This is a genomic window from Cupriavidus sp. 01L46 (genome assembly GCF_056399905.1).
In genome coordinates this window covers 1-25,128 of the sequence record NZ_JBFTSF010000070.1, presented here as the reverse complement: position 1 = coordinate 25,128, position 25,128 = coordinate 1, and the positions used below count along the sequence as shown (strand labels likewise).

Annotated in this window: 25 protein-coding genes and 3 pseudogenes; 9 read left to right on the top strand and 19 right to left on the bottom strand. The window is 64.7% G+C overall.

The window, feature by feature from the left end:
* On the top strand, nt 1-395 hold a 395-nt coding region (locus AC1DS3_RS15070; protein WP_477127453.1), incomplete at its 5' end, for an NAD(P)-dependent oxidoreductase.
* A 332-nt stretch (nt 396-727) separates the two neighbouring features.
* Here the strand turns inward: AC1DS3_RS15070 and AC1DS3_RS15065 are convergent.
* The 7 genes from AC1DS3_RS15065 to AC1DS3_RS15035 all read right to left on the bottom strand — a co-directional run bounded on the left by AC1DS3_RS15065 (nt 728) and on the right by AC1DS3_RS15035 (nt 7,557).
* On the bottom strand, nt 728-1,135 hold the full coding sequence (locus AC1DS3_RS15065; RefSeq protein ID WP_150988226.1) for a Zn-ribbon domain-containing OB-fold protein: 408 nt from the start codon (nt 1,133-1,135) through the stop codon (nt 728-730).
* Nucleotides 1,136-1,139: 4 nt separating this feature from the next.
* Nucleotides 1,140-2,306 carry a thiolase domain-containing protein gene (locus AC1DS3_RS15060; protein ID WP_150988223.1) on the bottom strand — a complete coding sequence of 389 codons (1,167 nt, stop codon included), beginning with the start codon at nt 2,304-2,306 and terminating at the stop codon, nt 1,140-1,142.
* 128 nt (nt 2,307-2,434) lie between these two features.
* Nucleotides 2,435-3,988, bottom strand: a complete 1,554-nt coding sequence (locus AC1DS3_RS15055) for a class I adenylate-forming enzyme family protein (protein ID WP_477127452.1) — start codon at nt 3,986-3,988, stop codon at nt 2,435-2,437.
* Between the two features lie 282 nt (nt 3,989-4,270).
* A complete protein-coding gene (locus tag AC1DS3_RS15050; RefSeq protein WP_441638399.1) occupies nt 4,271-4,762 on the bottom strand; it encodes a hypothetical protein in 492 nt (163 codons plus the stop codon).
* A gap of 163 nt (nt 4,763-4,925) precedes the next feature.
* On the bottom strand, nt 4,926-6,224 hold the full coding sequence (gene tcuC / locus AC1DS3_RS15045) for an MFS transporter (RefSeq protein WP_441638397.1): 1,299 nt from the start codon (nt 6,222-6,224) through the stop codon (nt 4,926-4,928).
* A 175-nt stretch (nt 6,225-6,399) separates the two neighbouring features.
* The gene (locus AC1DS3_RS15040; protein WP_477127451.1) at nt 6,400-7,200 is read right to left on the bottom strand and encodes a crotonase/enoyl-CoA hydratase family protein; all 801 of its coding nucleotides are present in this window, start codon (nt 7,198-7,200) and stop codon (nt 6,400-6,402) included.
* Between the two features lie 108 nt (nt 7,201-7,308).
* On the bottom strand, nt 7,309-7,557 hold the full coding sequence (locus tag AC1DS3_RS15035; protein WP_441638393.1) for a DUF2917 domain-containing protein: 249 nt from the start codon (nt 7,555-7,557) through the stop codon (nt 7,309-7,311).
* 107 nt (nt 7,558-7,664) lie between these two features.
* On the opposite strand from AC1DS3_RS15035, the gene AC1DS3_RS15030 reads away from it, so the two are divergent.
* From AC1DS3_RS15030 to AC1DS3_RS15020, 3 genes are all read left to right on the top strand, one after another.
* Nucleotides 7,665-8,588: a LysR substrate-binding domain-containing protein gene (locus AC1DS3_RS15030; RefSeq protein ID WP_441638391.1), complete on the top strand. Its 924-nt coding sequence runs from the start codon at nt 7,665-7,667 to the stop codon at nt 8,586-8,588.
* 381 nt (nt 8,589-8,969) lie between these two features.
* Complete coding sequence (locus AC1DS3_RS15025) at nt 8,970-9,716, top strand: hypothetical protein (protein WP_441638389.1); 747 nt, start codon at nt 8,970-8,972, stop codon at nt 9,714-9,716.
* Between the two features lie 424 nt (nt 9,717-10,140).
* Complete coding sequence (locus AC1DS3_RS15020) at nt 10,141-11,310, top strand: OpgC domain-containing protein (protein WP_441638387.1); 1,170 nt, start codon at nt 10,141-10,143, stop codon at nt 11,308-11,310.
* Between the two features lie 57 nt (nt 11,311-11,367).
* On the opposite strand, the gene AC1DS3_RS15015 is transcribed toward AC1DS3_RS15020, so the two are convergent.
* The 5 genes from AC1DS3_RS15015 to pdxA all read right to left on the bottom strand — a co-directional run bounded on the left by AC1DS3_RS15015 (nt 11,368) and on the right by pdxA (nt 17,858).
* Nucleotides 11,368-12,357: a Bug family tripartite tricarboxylate transporter substrate binding protein gene (locus tag AC1DS3_RS15015; protein WP_477127450.1), complete on the bottom strand. Its 990-nt coding sequence runs from the start codon at nt 12,355-12,357 to the stop codon at nt 11,368-11,370.
* A gap of 95 nt (nt 12,358-12,452) precedes the next feature.
* Entirely contained in the window at nt 12,453-13,484 is a 1,032-nt protein-coding gene (locus tag AC1DS3_RS15010) for an aldo/keto reductase (RefSeq protein ID WP_477109420.1), read from the bottom strand.
* A gap of 78 nt (nt 13,485-13,562) precedes the next feature.
* Nucleotides 13,563-14,330: an HpcH/HpaI aldolase family protein gene (locus AC1DS3_RS15005; protein ID WP_441638381.1), complete on the bottom strand. Its 768-nt coding sequence runs from the start codon at nt 14,328-14,330 to the stop codon at nt 13,563-13,565.
* 76 nt (nt 14,331-14,406) lie between these two features.
* Nucleotides 14,407-15,387 carry a Bug family tripartite tricarboxylate transporter substrate binding protein gene (locus AC1DS3_RS15000; protein WP_441638379.1) on the bottom strand — a complete coding sequence of 327 codons (981 nt, stop codon included), beginning with the start codon at nt 15,385-15,387 and terminating at the stop codon, nt 14,407-14,409.
* Nucleotides 15,388-15,416: 29 nt separating this feature from the next.
* On the bottom strand, nt 15,417-17,858 hold the full coding sequence (gene pdxA, locus AC1DS3_RS14995) for a 4-hydroxythreonine-4-phosphate dehydrogenase PdxA (RefSeq protein WP_477109419.1): 2,442 nt from the start codon (nt 17,856-17,858) through the stop codon (nt 15,417-15,419).
* Nucleotides 17,859-18,186: 328 nt separating this feature from the next.
* On the opposite strand from pdxA, the gene AC1DS3_RS14990 reads away from it, so the two are divergent.
* Nucleotides 18,187-18,873 (top strand): GntR family transcriptional regulator, encoded by a 687-nt coding sequence (locus tag AC1DS3_RS14990; RefSeq protein WP_441638375.1) that lies wholly within the window; start codon nt 18,187-18,189, stop codon nt 18,871-18,873.
* Nucleotides 18,874-19,031: 158 nt separating this feature from the next.
* On the opposite strand, the gene AC1DS3_RS14985 is transcribed toward AC1DS3_RS14990, so the two are convergent.
* Nucleotides 19,032-19,274 carry a hypothetical protein gene (locus AC1DS3_RS14985; protein WP_441638373.1) on the bottom strand — a complete coding sequence of 81 codons (243 nt, stop codon included), beginning with the start codon at nt 19,272-19,274 and terminating at the stop codon, nt 19,032-19,034.
* 444 nt (nt 19,275-19,718) lie between these two features.
* Between AC1DS3_RS14985 and AC1DS3_RS14980 the strand changes: the two genes are divergently transcribed.
* The 4 genes and pseudogenes from AC1DS3_RS14980 to AC1DS3_RS14965 all read left to right on the top strand — a co-directional run bounded on the left by AC1DS3_RS14980 (nt 19,719) and on the right by AC1DS3_RS14965 (nt 21,760).
* Entirely contained in the window at nt 19,719-20,375 is a 657-nt protein-coding gene (locus AC1DS3_RS14980) for a hypothetical protein (RefSeq protein ID WP_441638371.1), read from the top strand.
* Nucleotides 20,317-20,589 (top strand): annotated as a pseudogene (locus tag AC1DS3_RS14975) (PAAR domain-containing protein); the annotation flags it as partial. The gene AC1DS3_RS14980 and the pseudogene AC1DS3_RS14975, both read left to right, overlap by 59 nt.
* 216 nt (nt 20,590-20,805) lie before the next feature.
* Nucleotides 20,806-21,372 carry a M35 family metalloendopeptidase gene (locus tag AC1DS3_RS14970; protein ID WP_477127454.1) on the top strand — a complete coding sequence of 189 codons (567 nt, stop codon included), beginning with the start codon at nt 20,806-20,808 and terminating at the stop codon, nt 21,370-21,372.
* Nucleotides 21,326-21,760: a hypothetical protein gene (locus AC1DS3_RS14965; protein ID WP_477127449.1), complete on the top strand. Its 435-nt coding sequence runs from the start codon at nt 21,326-21,328 to the stop codon at nt 21,758-21,760. The genes AC1DS3_RS14970 and AC1DS3_RS14965 overlap by 47 nt, the downstream gene beginning before the upstream one ends.
* 48 nt (nt 21,761-21,808) lie before the next feature.
* Here AC1DS3_RS14965 and AC1DS3_RS14960 read toward each other — a convergent pair.
* The 6 genes and pseudogenes from AC1DS3_RS14960 to AC1DS3_RS14935 form a co-directional block, all read right to left on the bottom strand.
* Nucleotides 21,809-21,979, bottom strand: a pseudogene (locus tag AC1DS3_RS14960) (IS4 family transposase); the annotation flags it as partial.
* Nucleotides 21,980-22,092: 113 nt separating this feature from the next.
* Entirely contained in the window at nt 22,093-23,586 is a 1,494-nt protein-coding gene (locus tag AC1DS3_RS14955) for a gamma-glutamyltransferase family protein (RefSeq protein ID WP_477127448.1), read from the bottom strand.
* 156 nt (nt 23,587-23,742) lie between these two features.
* Complete coding sequence (locus AC1DS3_RS14950; RefSeq protein WP_441638365.1) at nt 23,743-24,078, bottom strand: 2Fe-2S iron-sulfur cluster-binding protein; 336 nt, start codon at nt 24,076-24,078, stop codon at nt 23,743-23,745.
* A 60-nt stretch (nt 24,079-24,138) separates the two neighbouring features.
* Nucleotides 24,139-24,492 carry a ferredoxin gene (locus tag AC1DS3_RS14945; protein WP_441638363.1) on the bottom strand — a complete coding sequence of 118 codons (354 nt, stop codon included), beginning with the start codon at nt 24,490-24,492 and terminating at the stop codon, nt 24,139-24,141.
* A 29-nt stretch (nt 24,493-24,521) separates the two neighbouring features.
* Nucleotides 24,522-24,890 (bottom strand): 2Fe-2S iron-sulfur cluster-binding protein, encoded by a 369-nt coding sequence (locus AC1DS3_RS14940; protein WP_441638361.1) that lies wholly within the window; start codon nt 24,888-24,890, stop codon nt 24,522-24,524.
* Nucleotides 24,891-24,972: 82 nt separating this feature from the next.
* A pseudogene (locus tag AC1DS3_RS14935) lies at nt 24,973-25,128 on the bottom strand (TenA family transcriptional regulator); the annotation flags it as partial.

Sequence of the window (25,128 nt, the reverse complement as noted above, 5' to 3'; positions counted from 1 at the left end):
TGGTATTCGATGCGGTGCGTGGCGTGCTGCCGCGCACGGATTGGCTATTGCTGGCTTGTCCGCTGACGGCGCAAACGCGTGGGCTGGTGGACGCCGATGCGTTGGCTTTGCTGCCGGCGGGTGCCAGATTGGTGAATGTGTCGCGGGGCGAGGTGGTGGATGAGCTGGCGCTGATCGAGGCGTTGCGGGCCGGGCGCCTTGCGGGTGCTTATCTGGATGTGTTCGCGCACGAGCCGCTGCCGGCGGATTCGCCGCTGTGGACGTTGCCTAATGTCATTGCTACGCCGCATAGTGCGGGATTTTCGGATGGGAATGCAGGGCGGGTGGCTGGGATTTTTCTGGATAATCTGCGGCGTTGGCGTGTTGGCGAGGGATTGAGGAATTTGGTGGGGTGAGGGGGGTGCTGCAATTTCAACGTTAACTTCAACTTCAACTGCTTAACGTCAAGGGCAACTGCAGTTTCACCACCCCTGCGGGGCGGCGACCTACTTTTTTGTCTTGCCAAAAAAGTAGGCAAAAAAGGCGCGCCATACGGCCTAAGTGAACCTTGACGGCTCGCTTCGCATCGCGCTTGGGTGATTTCCGCCTGACGGGCGGGAATCACGGCTACAACGAATCGCTAGTTTGCCGATGCCGCAGGTCTGCTCCCCTTTCCCACTTGTGGGAGAGGGGCCGGGGGAGAGGGCGGGCGCTTGCCATTGCGATGCCCTTCGCGTTCCTGTTTGCTTCAGCCAGCGCTAACCGGCGTGAACGTCGGTACCGGCGGCCCGTCGTCCGTCGGTGTGAACGTCAGCTTCACTTCCTGCCCGATGCGCACGGTATCCAGGTCGCAATCCACGATGTTGGTCATCATGGTCACGCCTTCTTCCAACGTCACGTAGGCAATGCAGAAAGGCGTGGGGCCGGCACGGCGGGTGACGCTGAACGAGTAGATGGTGCCCCGTCCCGAGGCCTGCTTCCATTCGGTCTCGCCCATGCAGAACGGGCACAGCGTGCGCGGGTACCAGTGGGGCTTGCCGCAGGATTTGCAGTGCTTGACCAGCAGGCGGCCTGCGCGGGCGGCTTCCCAGAACTCGGTGTTGTCCGGGGCAACCTGCGGGGCTTTGAGGGGAGTCGCGGTGTAAGGTGTGCTCATCTTATTACTCCCGTTCCAGGATGACGGTGGCGCTGCCGTGGCGCGAGCCGAGGTAGCCGCCGGTGCCCTGGGCCAGGGCCAGGTCGCAGTTCTTGACCTGCACGGCGGGATGGGCTTCGCCGCGCAGCTGGCGCACCGCTTCGATCACCTTGGTGATGCCGCCGCGGTTGGCCGGGTGGTTGTTGCACARGCCACCGCCGTCGGTGTTGAAGGGCAGCTTGCCCACGCCGGAGATCAGGTTGCCGTCGGCCACGAACTTGCCGCCTTCGCCCTTCTTGCAAAAGCCCAGGTCTTCCAGCTGCATCAGCACGGTGATGGTGAAGCTGTCGTAGATCGAGGCGTACTTGATGTCGGACGGGCGGATGCCGGCCTCTTCAAACGCGATCGGGCCGGAGATGGCGGCGCCCGACCAGCTCAGGTCGACCATGCCGCCGAGCTGGCCTTTGACGGCTTCGCCGGCGCCGCGGATTTTCACCATGGGGCGCTTGAGCTTGGCCGCGATCTCCGGGCGGGCGACGATCAGCGCGCCGCCGCCGTCGGACACCACGCAGCAGTCGAGCTTGCGCAGCGGATCCGAGATCATCGGCGAATTCAATACGTCCTCCACCGTCACCACATCGCGCAGCATGGCGTGGGGATTGTGCTGCGCATGGTGCGAGGCCGCCACCTTGATCCAGGCAAGCTGTTCGGCGGTGGTGCCGTACTGGAACATATGGCGCATTGCCACCATCGCGTACAGGTTCACGGTCACCGGGCTGAACGGCGCCTCGAACGGCTGGTCGGGCAGGTTCGCGCCCCAGTTGCGCGCCTGCGTGCCGCTCGAGCCTTCCGAGCGCGGGCGGCCTGCCAGCGTGATCAGCGCCACATTGCACTTGCCGGCGGCGATAGCCTGCGCGGCGTGCGAGACGTGGACGATATACGCCGAGCCGCCGGTATCGGTGGAGTCGACGTGGCGCACCTTCAGGCCGAGGTAATCGACCATATTGAGCGCGCCAAGGCCAGGCGCGTCACCCGCGCAGAAATAGCCGTCCACGTCCTGCAGGGTGAGGCCGGCGTCTTCCAGCGCGCCCTTGGCGGACTCGGCGTGCAGTTGCGCGACGGATTTGTCCGGTGCCTTGCGGGTCGGGTGCTCGTAGGCCCCGACGATATAAGCCTTGCCATTGATGCTCATGGGTCTCCCTGGTTGTTGTCCCGGATACGTTGGTGTGCGGTGATGACTATGGACTATGGACTATGGACTATGGATTAAAGACTATGGCTATAACCCAAGTCTTGCGTTCTTGCTTGTTGGCGCGAGCGTCAAGGTGCGCGCCCGTACTGCTCGCGCAGGTCGCGCTTGAGCACCTTGCCGATGGCGTTGCGCGGCAGTTCCTGCGACAGCTCCAGCGCGGCCAGGCGCTGCATCTTCTCTAGCCGGCCATTCACCCAGTCCAGCAGCGCAGCGGCTTGGGCGGTGGCGCCGGGCCGCAGCACCACGAAGGCGACGGGCGTTTCGCCCCAGCGCTCCGAGGGCACGCCGACCACCGCCGCGTCCGCGATGTCGGGATGCCCGAGCAGCACCGCTTCGATGTCGCTCGGGTAAATGTTGAAGCCGCCCGAGATGACCATGTCCTTCTTGCGGTCCATCAGGATGAGGAAGCCGTCGGCGTCGAAGTAGCCAACGTCGCCGGTGCGGATAAAGCGCTTGCCGGTGGCGTCGAACCACTCGGCCTCGGCGGTCTTCCCGGGGTGATTGTGGTAGCCGGACATCATCGCGGGGGAATGCCCGACGATCTCGCCTGGGGTGTCGCGCGGCRCATCGGCGGGGAGCTCGCACCCTTGATCGTCCAGCAGCCGCATATCGGTGTCCGGCGAGGGGCGCCCCACCGTATGCAGCTTGTCCGGGTGCTCATGCGCGCGCAGCTCGCAGCGCCCGCCGCCCTCGGTCATGCCGTAGTACTCGATCAGCGAGCCGGGCCAGCGTGCCAGCACCTGCGCCTTGAGCGCGGCGGCAAAGGGCGCGCTGGTGCAGAACTTATAGCGGAACGATGACAGATCGGTGCCGGCAAAGTCGGGGTGGGCCAGGATGCGCTGGTATTGCACCGGCACCAGCATGGTATGGGTGACGCGGTGCCGTGCGGCAAGCGCCAGGTACTGGCCGGCATCGAACTTGCGCATCAGCACCACGGTGCCACCCAGCGACAAGGTGGGGAACAGGCTGACCAGTGTGGTGTTGGAGTACAGCGGCGTGGATAGCAGCGCCACGGTGTCCGGGCCATAGCCGCCCTGGGTGGCGCGCTGCACGTGCGACGAGCGCATGCCGAACGGCTGGATGATGCCCTTGGGCACGCCGGTGGTGCCGGATGAATAGATCAGGTTGAAAGCCCAGTCGGGCTGCACGTCGACCGGAGCCGGACGGGCATTTTCGGAGGCCAGCCACTGGCTGAAGGCAAGGCCCGCGCGGCTGTCGTCCAGCGCGATGCAGGGAATGCCTAGCTCGGCCTCCAGCCCGTGCAGGGCCTCGCGCGTGCTGGCATCGATCAACAGCCGGCGCGCCCCCGAGTCCTGCACCATGCCGCGCAGCGTCTGCGGGTTGAGCGAGGGCGACAGCGGCGCCACCGCCACGCCCGCCCGCAGGCTGCCGAGGAAGGCGGCGACGTATTCGATCGAAGTGGCCGCGCAGATGGCGACGGCGCCTTGTGCCGGCACACCGTCCCGCTGCAGCGCGGCGGCAACGCGGTCGGCAAGCCGGTTGAGGCTGGCGAAATCCACGCTGCGTTCGTCCAGCACCACGGCCGGATGCCGCGGCCGCAGCGCGGCTTGGGCGTCGACGAGGGCGGCGAGAGGGGTGAAGTCAGTGCTTGTCGGTGACATAGGGCTGCCGTTGGGCTCTTGGGGTGCGCTTGGATGTCTCATTCATGGCTGGCTGGCCTGCCGCCGCTGTGAAAGAGTGTCGCGCCTTGTGCCGGGTTCGACAATTTGGCTTTTTGGAAGAGGGGCTTGCCGGGAATGGTTGTTGCGGCGCACAAACTGGCGCGGAGGCAAGCGAGCGGGCAAGCGAGGGGAGGGGCGCTGCGGAGGGAGACGAAGAGAAAACCAGCTTGCGGGGTGGCCCGCGATGGCGCCACCCTATGGCCGAATCAACCTGTGAGGGAATCAGCCCATGGCCAGGGCCGCTGCGCTCATCTGCTGCTCGGGCGAGGCCTTTTCCATGGCCTTGACCAGCGCGCCACTGGCGCTGGATATCGCACCGGAAATCGAACCCATGGCCTGGTTCAGCGCTGCCAGGCGAACCTGCTTCTGGTCGGCGGAGAGGTTCTGGGCCGAGGCCACGGCTTGCAGTTCCTGCTGCTTGCGCGCCAGCTCTTCGCGCAATTCACGGATTCGCTTGAGCAGCTCCTTGGCCGTATCCGGCAGGTTGCTGTTGTCGATATCGCTGTTGCGGCCGCTGGAGCCGGCCGGCTTGCCTGCCGCCAGCGTGCGGCCAGCCGATGAGAGATCGACATGGATGCCATCGGATGACTTGCCGCCGCCCGACTGGCTGGCGGGCGCTGCCTGGCTGGTGGTGGCAAGGCTGGCTGCGCCGGCCAGGGCCGTGGCGGCCGCAAACTGGCCGCCGGTGGAGGACGCCGGATCGATCGTGCTCATCGGATTTGTTCCTTCGGGTAGTGCGCGAACGCACGGGAGGCGGCCGCGCGCGGCGCACCTGGGTACCCGGGTTTAACGAACACGTGAAGCAGATCTGTAGGGCAATGCAGGTAATTTTGTGATGTCGGCGGCTCTGGGTGCGGCAATAAGTTAATTGAGCGCCTCAAAAAGCCGATGCCACGGGACGCGCCTTGCGATAAAGGATGAGGGTGGCCAGCAGCCCGCATGCCGCGGCAAAGCTCATCCAGTAGCCCGGCGCGGCCTTGTCGCCGGTCATCTCGATCAGGTAGGTCGAGACCGCCGGCGTAAAACCGCCAAACACCGCCGTGGCAAGGCTGTAAGCCAGCGAGAAGCCGGCCACGCGCACCTCCACCGGCATCACCTCGGTCAGGGCCACCACCATGGCGCCGTTGTACATGCCAAAGAGGAAGGACAGCCACAGCAGCACGACCAGCATGCGCTCAAAGCTCGGCGCGCCCGCCAGCCACGACAGCGCGGGATAGGCGGTGACCAGCGCGATGGCCGAAATGGCCAGCAGGATAGGGCGGCGGCCAATGCGGTCGGACAGGGCACCGCCGATGGGCAGCCAGATAAAGTTGGAAATGCCTACGCAGAGCGTGACAACAAGGCTGTCGGCCGTGCTGAGCTTGAGCACTGTCTTGCCGAACGTGGGCGTATAGACGGTGATCAGATAGAAGGTGGTGGTGGTCATTGCCACCAGCAGCATGCCGGCGAGCACCGTGCGCCAGTTGCGCAGCATGGAGTCGAATACCTCGCGCGTGTTCGGATGGTGCCGGCGGGTACGGAACTCCTCGGTCTCCTGCAGCGAGCGGCGCAACACGAAGAGGAACGGCACGATCAGGCAGCCGATAAAGAACGGAACGCGCCAGCCCCATGCCCCCAGTGCATCGGCCGTCAGCCAATGGTTGAGCCCGAAGCCGAGTCCGGCTGCCACCACGATGGCGATCTGCTGGCTGGCCGACTGCCAGGCGGTATAAAAGCCCTTATGGCCCGGCGTGGCCATTTCGGCCAGGTAGACCGATACGCCGCCTAGCTCCGCGCCCGCCGAGAAGCCCTGCAGCAGCCGCCCGATCAGCACCAGCACCGGCGCCAGCACGCCGATGCTGGCATAGCCAGGCACGAGCGCGATCAGGATGGTCCCGCAGGCCATGAGCGACAGCGTCACGATCAGGCCCTTGCGGCGTCCCACCTCGTCGATGTAGGCACCCAGCAGGATGGCGCCGAGCGGGCGCATCAGGAAGCCTGCGCCAAACACGGCGAAGGTCAGCATCAGCGAGGCGAACTCGCTGTTTGCCGGAAAGAAGGTGTGGGCAATGTAGGTGGCGTAGAAACCGAACAGGAAGAAGTCGAACTGTTCGAGGAAGTTGCCGCTGGTAACCCGCAGGACCGCGCCCAGCTTTGAGGATCCAGGCACTGCCGCGCCTGCCATTTCCGCTTGCATCGCCGGTCTCCTTCGCCACGCCGTCCCGGCTATCCGCCGCCTTTCGCGAAAGGTCGGCTAGCCTGCGCGGGCGCGCTTGTGCTGGTCAATATATGTCTTGCAAGCCGCCAGCGCCAGTCCCGCATGTGTGAGGCGCGAGCGGCGAGGCACACGCCCCCGGTGCCTCGCCCGATACTCACGCGCCGCGAAACACGGCGGGGCGTTTCTCCACGAAAGCGCTGGTGCCTTCCCGCGCGTCTTGCGAGGCCGCGGCGATCATGAACTGCATCGCCTCCACCGCCAGCCCCTCGTCGATGGKCAGGTTGATGCCGCGGGTGACCGCGCGCAGCGACGCGGTGACCGCAATCGCGGAATGCCGCGCGATCCGCTCGGCCAGCCGCAGGCAGGCGGGCAGCAGGTCGGCGGCGCTCACCACCTCGTTGAGCAGGCCGAACCGCAATGCGCTGTCGGCATCGATGGCCTCGCCGGCAAGGATCATTTCGTTTGCCCGCTTGCGGCCCACGTGACGCGGCAGGCGCTGTGTGCCGCCAAACGTGGGCGGGAAGCCCAACTTGATCTCAGGCTTGGCAAAGGTGGCATGCCCGGCCGCGATGGCCAGGCTGCAAGCCTCCACGATCTCGCAGCCACCGCCGAAGGCCAGGCCATTGACCGCAGCGATGACCGGCTTCGGGAACGTTTCGATGCGCCGCGTCATGGCTTGTCCCTGCAGCAGGAAGCGGCGCTGCGCTTGCTCGGGGGAGGCCGCGATGTCCGGCGCGAAGCCGGCAATGTCGGCCCCCGCGCTGAAGGCCCGCGAGCCGCGGCCAGTCAGGATCACGCAGCGCACGGCGGGATCTGCCTCGATCGCATCGAGCCGGGCCATCAGCGCGTCGATCAGCGCGTAGCTCAGGGCATTGAGCTTGTCGGGGCGGTTCAGCACCAGCAATGCATGCTGGCCGGATCGTTCGTAGCACACCAAATCGTTTGCGTTGGTCATGTCGGATAGGTTGTTMATCTTCAGCGGGTCCTGGTTGTCTTGTTGTGTTGTTGTTTTGTTGTTTTGTTGTTTTGTTGTCCTGATTGGTTGCAAGGCTGGCCGGTATGGCTAGTCGATTGTCCGAACGGCGATGCGCGCCGGGCGGCCGCGAAAACCGGAGACAAAGACCACGGCCTCCTGCCTGGCGCAAAAGCGCTCGCCGCTCGCCAGTACCGTGTCGCGGCAAGCCGCATCCAGCATGGCTGACTGCTGCGTGAGCCACACGCTGCCCTCTACGCAGATCAGGTAAGATCCCAACCCGAGCGGGATCCGCAGCGCATCCGGGCCGAGGATCCAATTGCCTTGTCTTGTGCTCACGATCGCCTCCTGGCTAGCCCGCCAATTTCTGCAACGGTGCTTGTATTCTTGCGGGGAACAGCCAACCCTGCCCGGAAGCCTTTTCATGAGGGGTATGCCTGGCTGTCATGACAATCCTGAGCCGAGCCTCCGCCAATGCGTTGCGCGCCATGTCGCTTGAAGCCCTGCGTGGCTTCGAATCCGCCGCGCGCCACCTCAGCTTCACCGCCGCCGCCGAAGAACTCTTCATCACCCAGTCCGCCGTCAGCAAACAGGTCAAGAGCCTCGAAGACGTGCTCGGCACCGCGCTCTTCCTGCGCGGCGGCAAAGGCCTGAGCCTGACCCCGGAAGGCCGCCAGCTCTACGAAGCGGCGCGCCTGTCCATCGGCCAGCTCGGCGCGGCCATCGACCGCCTGCTTGCCGTTGACCGCATTTCCATCGCCGTCACCACCACGCCGTCCTTCGCGTCGCTCTGGCTGGTGCCCAAGCTTGCCCGCTTCCAGGCCGCCGAGCCCGGCATCGACGTGCGCATCGACGCTTCCGAGCCCATGCTCAACCTGGAGCGCGACAGCATCGACCTCGCCATCCGCCTCAACACGCAGCCCGCCGGCCCCGACGGTCCGCGCCCGCTGCTGCAAGAGCGCCTGATGCTGGTCGCCGCGCCCGCCGTGGCCGCGCGCATTGCCGACGCCCGGCAGATACTCGATACGCCGCTGCTGGTGTTCCATGACCCCGGCGCCCGCTTTGACTGGATGTCATGGACGCAGTGGTATCAGCGTCTCGGGCTGATGCGCTCGTCCAAGCAGGCATGCCTGTACTTCTCGCAGTACGCGCACGTGCTGAATGCCGCCGCGCAGCAGGCGGGCATTGCGATTGGGCGTACGCCGATGGTGTTGCCGATGCTCAAGAGCGGGCAGTTGCAGGTGGTGCTGCCAGAGCATGTGGCTGACGGGCCGACCTATCAGATCGTGACGTCCAGCGTGGTGCGGCCCGGGGTGGAGCGGTTCCGGGCCTGGCTGGAGGCGGAATTGGCGGGGGAGGTGATTGGGTGAGGGCGGTCGCAGGGGAATACCAAGCGCCCTTGCGGCTAGTTAGGGAAGCACTGCGCCGCTCTTCTCCGGCATTCGCAAATAGAAGTTAATTCAATTAATAATATTAATTTAATTTTCGTGATTTTTTTGCTTTTTATAAATTGATTTTATTAATAGAAACCCAGACCTGCAGCGCTAAATGTCTCGGTCGTTTACGAAACCATGTGAATGGAAATCAGCTCGATTGAGCGCGGACGCCGTCAAGCCAGACTTCGGTGGGGTATAGGGCAGCGGATTTCCCGCCGTTATCCAAGCGGTGCAACGGGGCCGGCGGCGTGGCGCATCAGCTTGGCACCTTGTCACCAACCTCGTAAGTTGTGGCTGAGATAAAACAGGAGAATCATGGGTCGTATCCGTCTTGCCGGGCTGTTCCTGGCGTTGTGTTCGTTGGCTGGTTGTGCGGTCGTGCAGAAGCCAATTCCTGCTTCCGCGAAGCTCTTTGATGATCGGATGAGCACGGTCGCGGTGGCAGTGCAAAAGCTGCCAGAACCTAACCAGAGCATGATCGGGGCGCAGGGGATCCTTGACTACGCCATCAACAAGGCCAATGCACAGGCAATCGTGGAGCGTTTGCAGCGGCAAGACTTCTCGCTGGTAAAGGAGCTCCCGCAGGAGCTGGCGAAGGGGCTGGAGTCCCGCCAGGTCAAGGTCGTGCTGGTGGCGGCTCCTGTGGATACGGAGCAGTTGAAGAAGTTCACGGAAGGTTCCGGCGACGGTATTGCGGAGATGGACTACCGGCCTTTGGCCAAGCAGTATGGCGCGGATCGGTTGCTGCTGGTGGCGCCGCGCTGGCTGGGCACGTCGCGCAGCTACTATGGGTTCATGCCCCTGGGAGCGCCGCAGGGCTATGTATCGCTGGTGGGACAGCTGATCGATCTGCGTACCAATCGGCTGCAATGGTACGAGCCGGTGGCAGTCAACACGCCCGTGACCGGCGAATGGGATGACGCGCCGGAATATAGCAACCTGATGAAGTCGGTGGACGCGAGCACGCGGGCTGCTACCTCGAAACTGCGCGCGGCGCTATTCATGGAGCAGATGACGACGGCCACAAGCGCCGCCGTGTCGTCAGGTGCCACGGCGCAGTAGGCATCAGCCATCCTGCCGCGCGCGCGTGCCGCGGCAGGGTGCTTGCGCGCTGGCGCCCATCATCGAATGGGTGCCAGGAATTCGCTGACCGGGGCCGCAACAAGGCCCGTTTGCTTTTTCCTTTCCAATCCCTGGTGACGCCATCCTAGGGTAATCCCCAGTATGCCGTATCATCACGCCCGGGCGTCGCGCTGCCGGGCGTTTTGCCGTCTTCGGGCCGCGAGCGTACCCCATCGCACTTTTTCAGGAAATCCGGGACAAAGCCAAGGTGCGCCGGCAGCCTGCCGGGCGCCAGATCGCCACCCCGGGGTGCGGATTTGCTCACATTGAATAAGCAGGGGCCACTGATAAGTGGCTTCGGAGACATCCGGACGCTTTGTCGGGGCGCCCGGATTGCCAGGTATTGCAGGAGTTGCTTTTGTCCATGAACGAAACCCAGCGCAGAACTGAGGTTGACCTGATTCGCGGCATCGCGCTGATCTTCATCGTGGTTGACCATGTGAACGGCAGCGTGCTGGCCGATTACACCATCCGCAATTTCGCGTTCTTCGATGCGGCGGAGATCTTCGTCTTCCTGGCCGGTTATTCGGCGGGGGCGGCCTACGTCGCCATGGAGGCGCGGCACGGTGCCTCCGCCGCGCAGAACCGCCTGATCCGCCGTAGCTGGGAGATCTACAAGGCGTTCGTGCTGACCGGCATGCTGATGCTGGTGTTCGGCCTGTTGCTGGCGCTGGCCAAGGTGCCGGCGCCCGCGATCCGGTCCACCGAGGCGCCGATCTTCATGGCGCATCCGTTGAGCACGCTGATCGAGGTGTTCAGCGTGGCGCGGCAGCCTTTTGTGTCGGACGTGCTGCCGATGTACGCGGTCTTCATCCTGTTTGCGCCGCTGGCGATCCGCATGGCGCGCGCGGCGCCACTGACGTTTGTCGGCGCCAGCGGGCTGCTGTGGCTGATGGCGCCGATGCTCACGCCGCTGCTGCCCAGCAGCGATGGCAACGGCTGGAGCTTCAACCCCTTCGCATGGCAACTGCTGTTTGGGCTGGGCCTGATGGCGCGCCTGCGCCCCGATGTGATCCTGCCGCGCCAGGCGCTGATGCGCTGGATGGTGACGGTGCTCGCCGTGGCGGTGACGCTGGCCGGCGTGCTGCTGGCTTACCTGTGGATGCGTCCGCATGTGTACGAGCCATGGCTGCCCGCCTGGCTGCCGACCATGGTCTTCCCGCTGCCCAAGAAGAGCCTGGCGGCGCTGCGCATCGTGAGCTTCCTCGGGCTGGCCTGGCTGTGCTATCTGGCTGTCCGCGCGGGCTGGGTAGCGCGGCTGGCGTCGGTGATGGGGCCGGTGGTGCAGATTGGCCGCCATAGCTTGTTCTGCTTTGTCTTTGGCGCCGTGGTGTCGGTGGTGATCGAGGGCTTTACCTATGGCATTGCCGGCGGCCGGCCGTCGCGGCCGATCGCGCTGGGCGGCGATATCGTGGCCGTGGCGCTGCTGCTGGTGATTGGCGGCTGGTATGGGCGGCGCAAGGAAGGGCGCAAGGAAGAGAGAAGGGAAGCGCGGAGGGAAGAAAGAAAGGACGTGCAAAAGGCTGCCGCCTAGGCAGCCTTTGCGGGTTTGTGTTTGTGCTTGTGTCTATGCCTGCATGCGATTACGCAGTCATTCCTTGATGTCCGCCTGGCGGATCACCTGCTTGTACTTGTCCAGCTCCGCGCGGATAAAGGTGCCGAACTCCTGCGGGTTGCTGACGATGGGATCCACCCCGAGCGTCTTCAGCCGGCTTGTCACCTCCGGCTGCACCATGGCCTTCTGCAACGCGGCGTAGAGTTTGTCGATCACCGGCTTGGGCGTCCTGGCTGGTGCCAGGATGCCGTACCAGCCTGAGGTCTGGAACTTGGGAAACCCCTGTTCGGCAAAGGTGGGTACATCCGGCAGGTCCGGCTGGCGCGTTGCGCGGGCAATGGCGATGGCGCGCAGGTTGCCGCTGCGCACGTGGGGCATGGCGGATGCCGCGGTATCGAAGATCATGTCGACCCGGCCCGCGATCACATCAGGCAGCAGCCCCGATCCTCCCTTGTAGGGCACATGCAGCAAGTCGATCCCGGCCTGGCCGCGAAAGATCTCGCCGGACAGGTGCGGCGGCGTGCCGCTGCCGGCGGAGCCGTAAGTCAGCTTGCCGGGGTTGGCCTTGGCGGCCGCCAGCACATCCTTCAAGGTCTTGTAGGGCGTATGCGTGTTGACCACCAGCAGCGTTGGCGCCGACGCCAGCAGCKACACCGGCTCGAAATCCTTGATCGGATCGTAGGGCACCCGCGCATACAGGTTGGGGCTGATGGCGTGCGAGGCAATCGAGCCGAGGAACAGCGTGTAGCCGTCCGGCGCGGCATGGGCCGCGGCTTCCGCGCCGATCATGGTGCCGGCGCCGGGGCGGTTGTCGATGATCACCTGCTGGCCGAGCGCGTCGGACAGTTTCTGGGCGATCGGACGCGCCACATTGTCGTTGCCGCCCCCGGGCGGGAAGGGCACGATCAGCTTGATCGGGCGGTTGGGGTAGTCATCGGCGCGGGCGGCGGCCGGCACCACAGCGAGGGCGGTGGCGGCCATGGCCAGCGCGGCTGCCGCCAACGCGGGAAATCGTCTTGCAGTCATCTTGTCTCCTCCCCCGTTGCCAGGGTGGGTTAGGTCTGTCTTTTCGTGCTTTCTGCGCTTTTTGCGCTTCTCGTTTTAGCCAGTGCCCGATGGAATCAGCTTTCCGAGACCACCACCGGCCGCCCCGTGAGCGGATAGCTGGGGTCGCTGTAGCCCGGCGTGGACGCGTGGCCGGGGCGCACCAGGGCGTCGATCATGGCTTCCTCTTGCGGCGAGATCTCCACGCCCACGGCGCCGAAGTAGTCCTCGAACTGGGCCAGCGTGCGCGGCCCGGCAATCACCGAACTGATGATGGGGTTGGCGAGCACCCAGGCGGTGGCGAACTGGCCCAGCTTGAGCTCGCGCGCCTGCGCATGCTGCTTCAGCGTCTGCGCGATCACCAGCGACTCCTCGCGGAACTCGGTCTCCATCATGCGGCGGTCCGCGCGGCCGGCGCGCGAGTCCTGCGGCGGTTGCTGGCCGGGCAGGTACTTGCCCGTCAGCACGCCACGCGCGATCGGGCTGTAGGACACCACGCCCAGCCCGAAATGCTCGCAGGCCGGCAGGATCTCCACTTCGGGCATGCGGTTGAGCAGGTTGTAGTAAGGCTGGCAGACCGCCGGGCGGGGCACGTTGAGCGTGTCGCACAGGCGCGCGATCTCAGCGATGCGCCAGCCGCGGAAGTTCGACACGGCCCAGTAGCGGATCTTGCCGGCGCGGATCAGGTCGCCCATGGCGCGCACGGCTTCTTCGAGGTTCTCGCCGGCGTAGTCGCGGTGCAGGTAGAGGATGTCGAGATAGTCCGTGGCCAGGCGGCGCAGGCTGTCTTCCACGGCGCGCATGATCCAGACGCGCGAGTAGTGCGAGTGGTTGGGGGCAGCCTGCATCGGGTTGCCCAGCTTGCTGGCCAGGACCCAGTCCTGGCGATCGCCCGCCAGCAGCTTGCCCACCATCGTTTCCGATCCGCCCAGGCTGTACATGTCGGCGGTATCGATGAAATTGACGCCATGCGCGCGGGCGCTGTCGACGATGCGGCCGGCCTCGGCCTCGTCGGTCTGGTCGCCAAACATCATGGTGCCCAGGCACAGGGCGGACACCTGCAGGTTGCTGGCGCCCAGGCGCCGGTATTGCATCTTGAAGTGAGACATCTCGAATCTTCCAGGAGAGAAATAAATGCGATGCGGGCCAGTTGTGGCCGGTTGCGGCTTACTGCGGCTTACTGCGGCTTATTGCGCCTGCTTGAAGCGCGCCGCCAGCGCGTCGGTGGCCAGGCGCAACAGGGTCATGTCGGTGCCCACGGCGACAAAGCGCGCGCCCATGTCGATGTACTGCTGGCCCTGCGCTTCGGTGGTGAGGATGCCGGCGGCCTTGCCGTTGGCGCGGATGCGGCGGATCGCGGCGGCGATGGTTTCCTGCACCTCGGGATGCTGGATGTCGCCGAGGTGGTTCATGTCGGCGGAGAGATCGCTCGGGCCGATAAACACACCGTCCACGCCGTCCAGCGCGCAGATCGCGTCGACGTTGCGGATGGCTTCCATCGATTCGAGCTGCACCAGCACGCAGGTCTGCTCCTGCACGTTATGCAGGAAATCCTTGATGCGGCCAAAGCCGCCGGCGCGCGTGCCGCTGGCCACGCCGCGCATGCCGCCCTTGGGAAAACGGCTCCATGCCACGGCGTTGGCGGCTTCCTCCGCGTTTTGCACATAGGGCAGCAGCAGCGTTTGCGCGCCGATGTCCAGGCAACGCTTGATCCACAGCATGTCGTTCCAGGGCGGGCGCACCACGGGATGGCTCTTGGTGCCTTCGGTGGCCATCAATTGCGTGTGCAGGGTGGAGATGTCATTGGGGGCATGCTCCATATCGAGCAGCAGCCAGTCGAACTGCGAGCGCGCCACCAGTTCCACCACCTGGTAGGAAGACAGCGAGCACCACAGGCCAATCTGCGGCTGGTCGGCGAGGATGGCTTGCTTGAAGGCGTTGACGGGAAGTTGCATGGAATGTCTCCGGGGGTTCGGTTGTTGAAGGTGCGGCCATGTACTGGCGTGCTGGCGTGCGGGTGCGCGGGGGCGCTCACATGTCCAGCTTCAGGCCGCTCTCGCGGATCAGGTCGGCCCAGCGTGTTTTCTCTTCGCGGATAAACGCCTGCGTGGCTTCGGGCGTATTGCCGACCGGCTCCGCGCCGAGCTGCGCCAGGCGCTGGCGGATCTCGGGCTGCTGCAGGATGCGCACCACATCGGCGTTGATCTTGCGGATCACCTCGGGCGGGGTGCCGGCGGGCGCGAGCATGCCCTGCCAGCCGCCGGCGGTAAAGCCCGGCACGGCCTCTGCCACGGTCGGCACGTTAGGCCACTCGGGATTGCGCTCGCGGCTGGTGAAGGCCAGCACGCGCAGCTTGCCGCCGCGCACATAGGAGGCGCTGGCCACCATGCTGTTGAACATCAGGTCGGCCTGGCCGCCCATCACGTCCACATTGGCTTGCGCGCCGCCCTTGTTGGGCAGGTAGAGCCAGTCGATGCCGAGCTTGCGGGCAAACTGCAGGCCGGCCAGGTGCGGGCCGCTGCCGATGCCGGTGGTGGCCCAGTTGAGCTTGCCCGGATGCGCGCGGGCGTAGTCCACCAGCTCCTTGAGCGAGTTCGCCTTGGTCTGCGGCGAGACCAGCAGCATGTAGGGCGAGTAGGTCAGCGTGACCACCGCGCTGAAATCCTTGATCACGTCGTACGGCAGGTTCTTGTAGGCCACCGGCGCGATCACGAAGTTGGACAGGTCGCCCAGCAGCAGGGTGTAGCCGTCGGGCGCGCTCTTGGCGACGTTGTCGGTGCCGATATTGCCGCCGGCGCCGGTGCGGTTCTCCACCACCACGGGCTGTTTCCAGGTCTCCTGCAGCTTGCTGCCAAGCAGGCGGGCCAGCACGTCGGAGGCACCGCCCGGCGCATAGGGCACCACCACGCGCACCGGGCGCTGCGGCCAGGGCGCGGGGCCATCGGCGCTGGCCGGCGGCGCCAGCGCGGTGAGCGATGCGGCCGCCAGCAGGGTGATCCATTTGCGCAGCATGGTTGTCTCCTTCTTCGTTTTCGGGTTTTTCAGGCGGCTTGCGGCGGCTTTGGCGCCATCGCAATCGCCTGCAGCATGGCTTCGGTCATGCTGCGCGGATCGGCCACGCCCTTGCCGGCAATGTCGAACGCGGTGCCGTGGTCCACCGAGGTACGCACCGCCGGCAGGCCGATGGTGACGTTGACGCCGGCTTCCAGCCCCAGCACCTTGACCGGCCCGTGGCCCTGGTCGTGGTACATCGCCACGACCAGGTCGAAGTCGCCGCGGGTGGCGCGGTAGAAGAGGGTGTCGGCCGGCAGCGGGCCATCCACCAGCCAACCGCGTGCACGGCAGGCAGCCACGGCGGGGGCGATCTTCTCGGCTTCCTCGCCGCGCCCGAACAGGCCGTTTTCGCCGGCGTGCGGGTTGATGCCGCACACCGCCACGCGCGGCTGGGCGATGCCGCTCTTTTGCAAGGCTTGCACGCCGCGCGCGATGGTGCGCTCGACCAGGCCAGCATTGATCTTCTCCACCGCATCCAGGATGCCGATGTGCGTGGTGACATGGATCACCCGCAGGTTCGGCGCCAGCAGCATCATCGAGACTTCCTCGGTGCCGGTGAGCGCGGCCAGCATTTCGGTGTGGCCGGGGTAGCGGTGGCCGCCCAGGTGCAGGGCCTCCTTGTTGAGCGGCGCGGTGCAGATCGCATCGACTTTGCCGGCCTGCACGAGTTCGACTGCGCGCGCGATATAGCGGTAGGCGGCATCGCCGCAGGTGGCCGAGACCTTGCCGTAAGGCGTGTCGGCGGGGATCAGCGCCAGGTCGATGCAGGCGAGGGTGCCGGGCTCGAACGTGGCTTCGCCGGGGTCGGTCACTCGCGCGATGCGCAGCGCGGTGCCGGTGCGGCGGCAGGCGTCTTCCAGGCGCGCGGCGTCGCCCACCACGAAAGGCTGGCATTGCGCATAGAGCGTGCCGTCGGACAGGCATTTGACGATGATCTCGGGGCCGACGCCGGCGGCGTCTCCCATGGTGATGGCAATTCTCGGTCGATACATGGAGGGCTCGCTGAGGCGGGGGGTGGCAGGGCTGGCCTGCTCCGGATGCGTGGGGCTGGCGCGCATGGCATCGGCAGGAGACGCCGGCGCGGTGGTCTGGCGCAGGTGCGCCATGCAGGCCAGCAGCGTGTCGCGCTGGCCAAAGGCGCCGGCCTTGATGCAGACCGGCACGGTATGGTTGTCGTGATCGAAGCCAGCCGCGCCAGCCGCACCCGTTGCGTTGCGCAGCTGCGCGCGGGCGCTGGTCACGCCGGGCACCAGTGCGCGCACGTTGGTGAGCTGGCTTACGCCCAGCATTTCCAGCACGGCGCGCGCGCTTTCCCCGCCAGACAGCACCAGCCCAGCCGCCACCTGCGCCATCGGGGCGGCAAAGCGGGCCAGCGCGGCGCACAAGGTGCTGCCGTCCAACGCCGGGTCGGCCGGGCCTTCGACGTGGATCACCACATCGCGGCCCAGCGCCAGCGCGTTAGCGGCGCGCTGGCGCTGCGCGCGCCACGCGGTGGATGCCGCGCCGTCAACCAGCAGGCGCGGCGAGCAGGGCACCGGCAGGCAGGTGGCGGACAGCGCCTGGACCTGTTCGGCGGCAAGCACCGACATGCTGCCGATGACAGCGAGCCGGCCAGTGGATGCCGGCGCCCTCGCGCCTGCTGCGCGGATGGTGTCGGGATTAGTTTCCGCGGGTGCCATCGCCACATGCGCGGCCAGTTGCCGCGCGAGCCCGGCGGAGCCAGCGGCCAGCACGGGCCCGGGCCGGGACGCAATCAGCGTGGCCAGCAACGCGAGATCGTCGTCGGTTTGCGCATCGCACACGAGTGCGTCGCATGCGTGATCCAGGCCAAGTGGTGCCGTACCGGTGGTGCCCAGTGCCCGCAAGGCCGGCAGCGTCAGCACGCTGACCCGCAGGCCGGCCGCGCGGAGCAGCGTCGGCAGGTGATCGCTGGCKAGGCCCAGCGTGGACCACAGCCTGGTGCCTGACAGCGGCTTGCCATCCAGGTAAGCCTGGCCTTCGCGCAGCGTGCGGCCCTGCGCCGGAAACGCCGGGCACACCCAGATCGGGCCAGCGGCCCCAACGGCGTTGCGCGCCGCTATCAGCTCGGCGCCGATATGGCCGCGCAGCGTGGAGTCGAGCTTGTGGAAATGCAGGCAGTCCATTGCCGCTGCGTTATCCAGCGCACGCGGGCCGAAGCCATCGGCAAAGGCCTGGGCGAACACCTGCGCGGCCTCGGCGGCGGGGCGTGCCCGCGAGTGGGCATCGAGCGCCTGGATCCGCCCCGCCAGTGCCGCGCAAGCTGCACCGGCAGCCGCACCTTGCGGGCGCATCCGCACCTCGCCACTGCCATCGCCGGCGAATGCCGCCACGCTGTCGCACGCGCCGGAAAGATCGTCGGCAACGATGCGCACGGCGGCGAACCTTGGTGGGGGCACGGCTGTTGGCATGGGTTTGAGCTTGTTGAATCAAGGGGACGGCATGGGGGATGGTGTCTCCTGCGCCCCTGCCTGCCTCGCTTGCTGGTTTGCCGTATCACACTGACATATGACGTTTAACACACTTTAATTGCTGTCTCAGCGCGACGAATCTCGGCGTGCGGTCGATATTACACGCCGAATCAAAAAAATACATGCAATTATTTGGTTTGGCATTCAACTGACGAAAAATGCGCAGTCACGGGCCTTTGCTGCATAATGCTTTCGCCAGCCCGGTCCAACCGCCCGCAAAGGGCGGCGATGCCGGGCCTTCTTCCCACCAGAAATGTCGATCGCAGAGATGTCACAGGAATTGCCCGCGCTCCCGCTGGATCAGGACGACCAGCCGCTTTCGCAACGGGTCTACCAGGCCATGTTGTCGGCCATCATCAGCGGGCAGCTAAAGCCGGGGGCGGTGGTCAACGAAATCCGGCTCGCGCAGGAGCTCGGCGTCAGCCGCACGCCGGTACACACGGCGATTCGCGAACTGGTCAAGGATGGGCTCATCACCCAGGAGGCAAACCGGCGCCCGGTGGTGGCGCGCTTCTCGCGCGAAGATATCCGCGAGGTGTTCGATATGCGCAAGCTGCTGGAGAGCGAGGCGGCTCGCATTGCCGCCGCGCAGCTGGACCGCGTCACGCTCAAGGCGCTGTCCGACGCGGCCGACGCCATGGATGCCGGCGCCGCCGCCAGCGGCGACGATGCCGAGGCACTGGTGCGCTGGGCCGATTTCGACGACAACTTCCATCTGGCCATCGCAGACGCCTGTGGCAGCAAGCGCCTGCGCGAGGACATCCTGCGCTACCGCCTGCTGCACCACGGCCTCAACCAGCTGCGCATGCGTGCCGAGCTGATTCCGCAGGCGCTGGCCGAGCACCGCAAGATCCTCGACGCACTGGCCGCGCGCGATGGCGACGCCGCCAGCCGCGCCATGCAGGAGCACCTGCATGAGTGGCAGGCGTATTACATGCAGCGGTTTCCGCTGTAGGGCTTGGGCAACGCCGGCAAGGCCTACTCGCACGATCCTTGTCGAGAACCCCGCGCATCGTTCGAGGCTCTTGAGAGCCGTCAAGATGCGCGTACGCCAACCTTGCCCGCGAGCGCGGATCGCTGTCGCGCTTGAATGATGCGCGCTGCCATGCCGCTCTAAACCGCCTTCTGCCGCATCGCAAAGGCCCGCAGCGCCGCCGGCCGCTTCACGCAGCACTGATGCCATTCCCCCACGCAGGTGAAGCCCGCGCGTCCAGATACGCCAGCCGGTGCGTCTTCGACCAGCGCCGGGTTGCGCTGCGGTTGCAGCAGCAGGCGGCTTTGCTGCGCCGATTGCGTGGTGTGCTGGATATGTGCATCCTGCGTCCGCTTGCCGTTCCACAGACCGGTGTGGCGCAAGCTTGTGCTCCAGATAAAGCCCAAATACCTACCCCCGGTCCGTTGCTTCTCCCCCAGTGCATGCGCGCCACGCGAGGGGGAGCATTGCGATTGGAGCGTTGCCATTCCCGCAGCCGTTTTTGGTCTCGGGGTAACGCGCTGAACGCGCGGCCACGGGTCCGGCGGGTCTTAAATTTGCATTTTCCCATCAAAAAAATAAGAATTTTCCGATATTTATCTGATTTTATATCTGCTAGTCACGACTTGTGCGTAATGCAGTGTTCTTAGTGGACCCGGCGAATTTTGCGACAATTCTTTACACTTTTTCGTACTTGTCCTAAAGATTATTTCCATTTTTTTGGTTATACATTATCGGAATCGGAATTACACTCGAAAGGATATCGCTTGGTTCAACAACGTAAACCGCCTCGGGCGTGTGGGCACGTCCTCCATACGGAACCGGACTTGTATGTCCTCATCAGCTATCAGCCCAGGGATGGCGAGCCTAACTACTGTCGGGCATCCTGTGAGTACGTCGATGGTGATAATCCAGCGCGAGGGGATGGGCTCGCTGTTCACCTTTCTCTCTTTGATGCCTATCTAAACGCGACATTCATCTCGAAGCCTGGCGAGTCATTTCATCCGATCCATGCGGTGGAATTCGATCCTCGTGAACTTATTCGGAATAACAGTGGCCAGTTTCACACATTCCTGCATTGTGGTTGGGCTGCTCATGATGGTCAGTTGGTGATGCGACGCAAGGGAAGCCTCGCGAGTCTCTATGGCTTCTCAACGTCTGCGGTCACGCCGGAGGGAATGGCTGCAATTGATCTAAAAATCGATAAGAGCGACTTAGCCGCCTATGACCGCATGCGCGAGAAGGCTGGGCTATTTGCGCATACCGAATCGCATGAAACCTTTCTCATATCGGATGAGAGACGACGTCAGCAAGCCGTGGCCCTCGCTATCCAACGGATTCCTGGAACCGTGGGCGTGGATCAGGAAATAAACCAGATGGCAATCTACGACCCCGAGGCGGCTCAATGGCACTTTCTACCCATTGATGTGTTCCATCAAGGCGCAGAAAACAGCGGACAACAAGGGGACACTGCGAATGTCTGATATGCGATGCGCACTATTGAACGGGAACAAAACGAGTTCCGGAGGCGTACTTATCGGGTCGGGCGAAACGATGACGCACCACGGCACGAGGGTAGCAGTGCAAGGGGATTTTGCTACTTGCCCGGCATGCAAGGTTGGCGGGCCCGTATTCAACAATTGCGAGCCAAGCTTTGTTGTGATGGACAAGTCAATCCTCGTTGAGGGTGCTCGCGTCCACTGTAGGTGCCACAACAAGMCATACGTTATCCCATCGCAGAATAGCTTTACCATCGCAGTAAATCGCGGAGGGCGATTTACTGCTCCGGCCGATACGTTCGGGGCCATTACGCCAGATATGTCAAGTAAGCTGGTGGCGGACCCGCAAGAAAGGAYGTTCGCGGAGGACAAGACGCGTATCTGTCCAAACATGACCAATGAGGCGTTTGCGTCTATGGCGATGCATCTCTGCGCAGAGCTTGTAAAGCGCACCGAGATCCGGCTGTCGGAACTGCAGCGGTGGAACGTCCAGGATCAAAGGAACGTTGCGACGTGGTTTGGCATGGCAAACGACAATATGAGGCAAGTGCTGGTGAAAGGGCTGGGACGGATGAAGGCCGTTTTTGAAACTCTGACCCCTTCGAATTTCGTCCGCTACTCTGAGACCGCCCTTGAGTATGTTGGGTGCGTCGCCAAGCCTGGGGCAGAGCGGCGCCAGCTATTGGCCGCAGTCTGCAAGCCAGATGTGAGAACACACACCATCGCGGTGGCATTACGTTTCTGTGAAATACAAAATGATGACGATAGGCAAGATTCAAAATTGTTAACAATCGCCCATGAGGTCTCGCATTTCCAAGACACAATGGATACTACGGATGAATACTACAGCCTTTGGAATGCAATTGCATATGCCAGAAAAGATTCGCCTCTGTGTATTAAAAATGCCGACAATGTGGCGGGATACATTGTCGTTCATGGCGCGATTCCTGACGCTTTTGGTGCTTTTGCTCGCGATCGATAGAGCTTTTGCTTGTAAGCCAGAACAACATTTTAATGCAAACTTCTCGGATACCGCTGAMCAACTGAGTGGCACTGAGGCGGGAAATCTCGCAACATGGGTTAAAAGCTTGCAAAATGACTACTCGAATCATGATTTGTTTGTAATTTCATCTTATGTAAAAAATGCCAGCCAACCTGGGGACTCCGCCGAGCGCAGAACGAAATGGTTAAAAGACTTTCTTGTTGCGGCGGGTGAGGACGAGAATAGTATTGTTTCTGCTGGCACGCAGGTATATAAGCCTGAGAACTTCTTTTACACCAAGATCACGCCATCGACCTTAATTATAGAGTTCGTTCCAGGCTGCCCAAATCCCTGTTGCCTTGGCGCGAACCCCGTAAAGGAGAAGTGACGGATAAGCGTGGGGCACTCCCCTGGGGGAAATTGGATTACACACAAATCACTCGTGACCAATTTCCCGGGCGTACTTGATGCCGGCGGCGAAGTCCATGATGCGTTGCAAGCCCCGCCAGATTGTCTTGACCCCCGGTTCGCCATCACCCTTGCGAGCGAGGAAACCGCTGCGCCTGGCCACCAGACGAACCACTTCATTGAGACTTGGCGGCGTCTCTGTCTGGGGCTGCCGCGGTGAACGCAGTGGCGAGGCGGGGATGCCGTAGATCTTCAGGGTCACCGGTGGGAGTCCAGCGGGTTGGGATGGATTGTGGAGAGGACTGGCAAGGCCTACTCGCCCAGCGCGATGCCGTCCTTGCGTTTGTCCGATGCGCCGAGCAGGTCGCCACATGCACTGCGCATGACGATCTGGGCGCCGCCGAAATCGCTGCGCCCGCCTAGTTCGCCAAGGCCGGCGGGATCGCTGTAGCCAGCATCGCGCAGGGCTTGCACGATGGCCAGTGGCATGCCGGCTTCGATGGCCAGGGCGGTATCGGATTCCAGCCGCCAGCGCGGGGCATCCAGCGCGGCTTGCAGGGGTTGCTGCCAGGCCGCCAGCCTTACCAGCAACTGCAACTGGCCTTGCGGCTGCATCAGCCCGCCCACCACGCCGAAGCCCGCGTGGAAGCGCCCGCCGCGCAGGGCCGCGCCAGGCACCACGGTGTGATACGGGCGCTTGGYCGGAGCGGGGCTGTTGATATGGCCAGGCCCGGCAAAGCCGAAGCCGCGGTTCTGCAGCACAAAGCCGCAGCCGGGCACGGCGATGCCCGAGCCGAAGCGCTTGAAGATGCTGGTCATCAGCGTGACCGCCAGGCCGTCGCGGTCCACCACCACGGTGCATACCGTGTTGCCGGCCGGGTCTGCCACGGTTTCCTTGGCGTATTGCATGGCGCGGCCCATGGCCCGCACCGTGCGCAGCACGGCCGCGGGATCGTCCTCGGACAGCATGGCAGGATCGAGTCCGCCGAGTTCATCCAGCGCGTGCAGGATGGCCACGCCGTGCGTATTGGGCGGGCATTCCAGCACGGTCAGTCCGCGGAAATCCGTGGAGACGGGCGTGCAGAAATCGCCCCGGTGGGCGGCGAAGTCCACGGCAGCCAGCGCGCCACCTGCGTTGCGGCTGGCTGTTTCGGCGGCCTGGGCGGGCTGGCCGAGGTAGTAGGCATCGGCTCCCTCGGCGGCGATGGCGGTCAGCGTGGCGGCCAGCTCAGGGTTGCGCAAGGTCTCGCCGGCTGCCGGCGGCCGCCCGGCGCGATAGAGCGCGGCGCAGACCGGGTCCTGGTGCAGCACGCGGTCGAACAGCGCCCATTCCCGCGCGGCTACCGGCGCTACCGCAAAGCCGTCGCGCGCTAGCGCAATGGCGGGCGTGAACAGCCGTTTCCATGCCAGCCGGCCGTAGCGGCGGTGCAGGTCCTCCCAGCCGCGCACCGCGCCAGGCGTGGTCAGCGAGAGGGCGTGGCGCTCGGGGATGCGCTGCCCGGGCAGGGCCGCCAGCGCGTGCATGGGGAACGCTGCCGGCGCCCGCCCGGTGCCGTTGTAGCTGACTGCGTGGCCGTCGGGCTCGACGATCATCGCCAGCATGTCGCCGCCGATGCCTGTTGCCATCGGCTCCACCACGCCCAGGATGGCATCGGCCGCGAGCGCCGCGTCAATGGCGCTGCCACCTTCACGCAGCACCTGAAGCGCGGCCTCGGCAGCGAGCGGGTGGCCTGTGGCGACCATGCAGTGCGGCGCGCGCACGCCCTCGGCGGTGTTGGCACGGCTGGCGCAAGCTGTGGTTGTCATGCGTGGCGCTCCAGGAGATTCGGATCAATCGGGTTTGACACAATGGCGTGCGTGAGCGGCAATGCAGCGCCTCCAGACCACCGCGCACGCCGTCGATGCCGCCAGGCCTGCCGGTCTGCGCCGAAGCGGCGTCGTAGCTGGCCTGGCGCCGCGGGCCTAGTCGGCCACCGTCCCGGCAACCGGAACGGCAACCTTGGCCGGGCTCGCCTGGGCCTCCCAGGACACGGCGATGTCGCCGGTGACGAAGGTCTGGCAGGCCATGCGGTAGCCCTCGCCAAATTGCGCCTCCGACAGGTGCTTGCGCTCTTTTGGCTTGATGGCGTCGGTGAACTCGAGCCCGCGCTCGATCTTGCACTTGCAGGTGCCACACAGGCCGCCGCCGCACTTGAAGGGGATGCCGCCTTTCTCGCGCAGGGAAACGCGCAGCAGGTTGCTGTTCTCGGGGGCGCTGACGACCTTGCCGTCGTTGCTGACAAAGGTGATTTCAATCATGGAAACGGTCCGATGGCATGAGGGGGCTGCCCGGCGCTGTGCCGGTCATACTCGGTGGATTCAGTCGGTTGCTCGCCAGTCGCGCGCATGGACATCACGCTTGACCAGCGTGATGTCCATGCTGCCGAAGGTGGCCAGGCGCGTGAGCTCGTCGCGTGCGCCCTGCAGCGTGTCGAACTGCTCGAGGAACTTGGAGGGCACGTAGTTGATGGTGGGGGCGGGGCGGCTCGCGGCATCGACGTCTTCGCTGAACTCCTCCACGACCTTCACCTTCACCGGGTGCGCTATTTCGGCGATGACGAAGTGCGCCGTCCTGCGGCCGTAGAAGAGATAGTCGTAAGCCTCGACGGCCACCAGCCCCTCGACCAGTTCGGTGCGAAACTGCCCCGGCTTGCTGCTGAGTATTACGTACATGAGTGCGCCGCTTGACGGATGCTGATGGATTACTGCGCGTTGCCCGGGACGCTGGCTTGCGCGGCATGGGCCCCGCCGCTGGCGGCAGCTGCGCTTTGCACTGGCAGTTCGTCCTGGATCAGCTCGATGTCATGCTCCAGCCAGATCTGGCAGGTCAGGCGATAGCCTTGCGCCAGCCGCTCTCCGAGCTGCTTCTTCTCCTTCCAGTTTGGCGGCGGCAGGTGCTCGGCGCCGGCGATCACGCGGCACGCGCATTTGGAACACTTGCCCATGCCGCACTCGTAGCGCAGGTTTGGATACGGAAACTGCTTGATCCCGGCGCGCACCACCAGGTTGGTGCTGGGCTTGACCTCGTCCTCGAAGGTCTGGCCGTTCTTGTGAAATACGACTTTAGGCATACAACGTTTCCGTAAGCGGTCTGTCAGGGGCGGCCGGGCGGATGCGCACCGGCCGCGCGTGATTGCTGGACCTGGCGGCGCTTCAGGCGGCCATGTCCAGTTCAGGCAGGGGAATTTCCTGTGCGACGTAGTCGTGATAGAGGGCGGTGGTGTAGAGCAGGCGCATCTGTGCGCCGATCTCGCAGATCTTGAGGCAGCGCTGCTGCAGCTCCGGGGTGTTGGCGTGTTCCAGCACGAT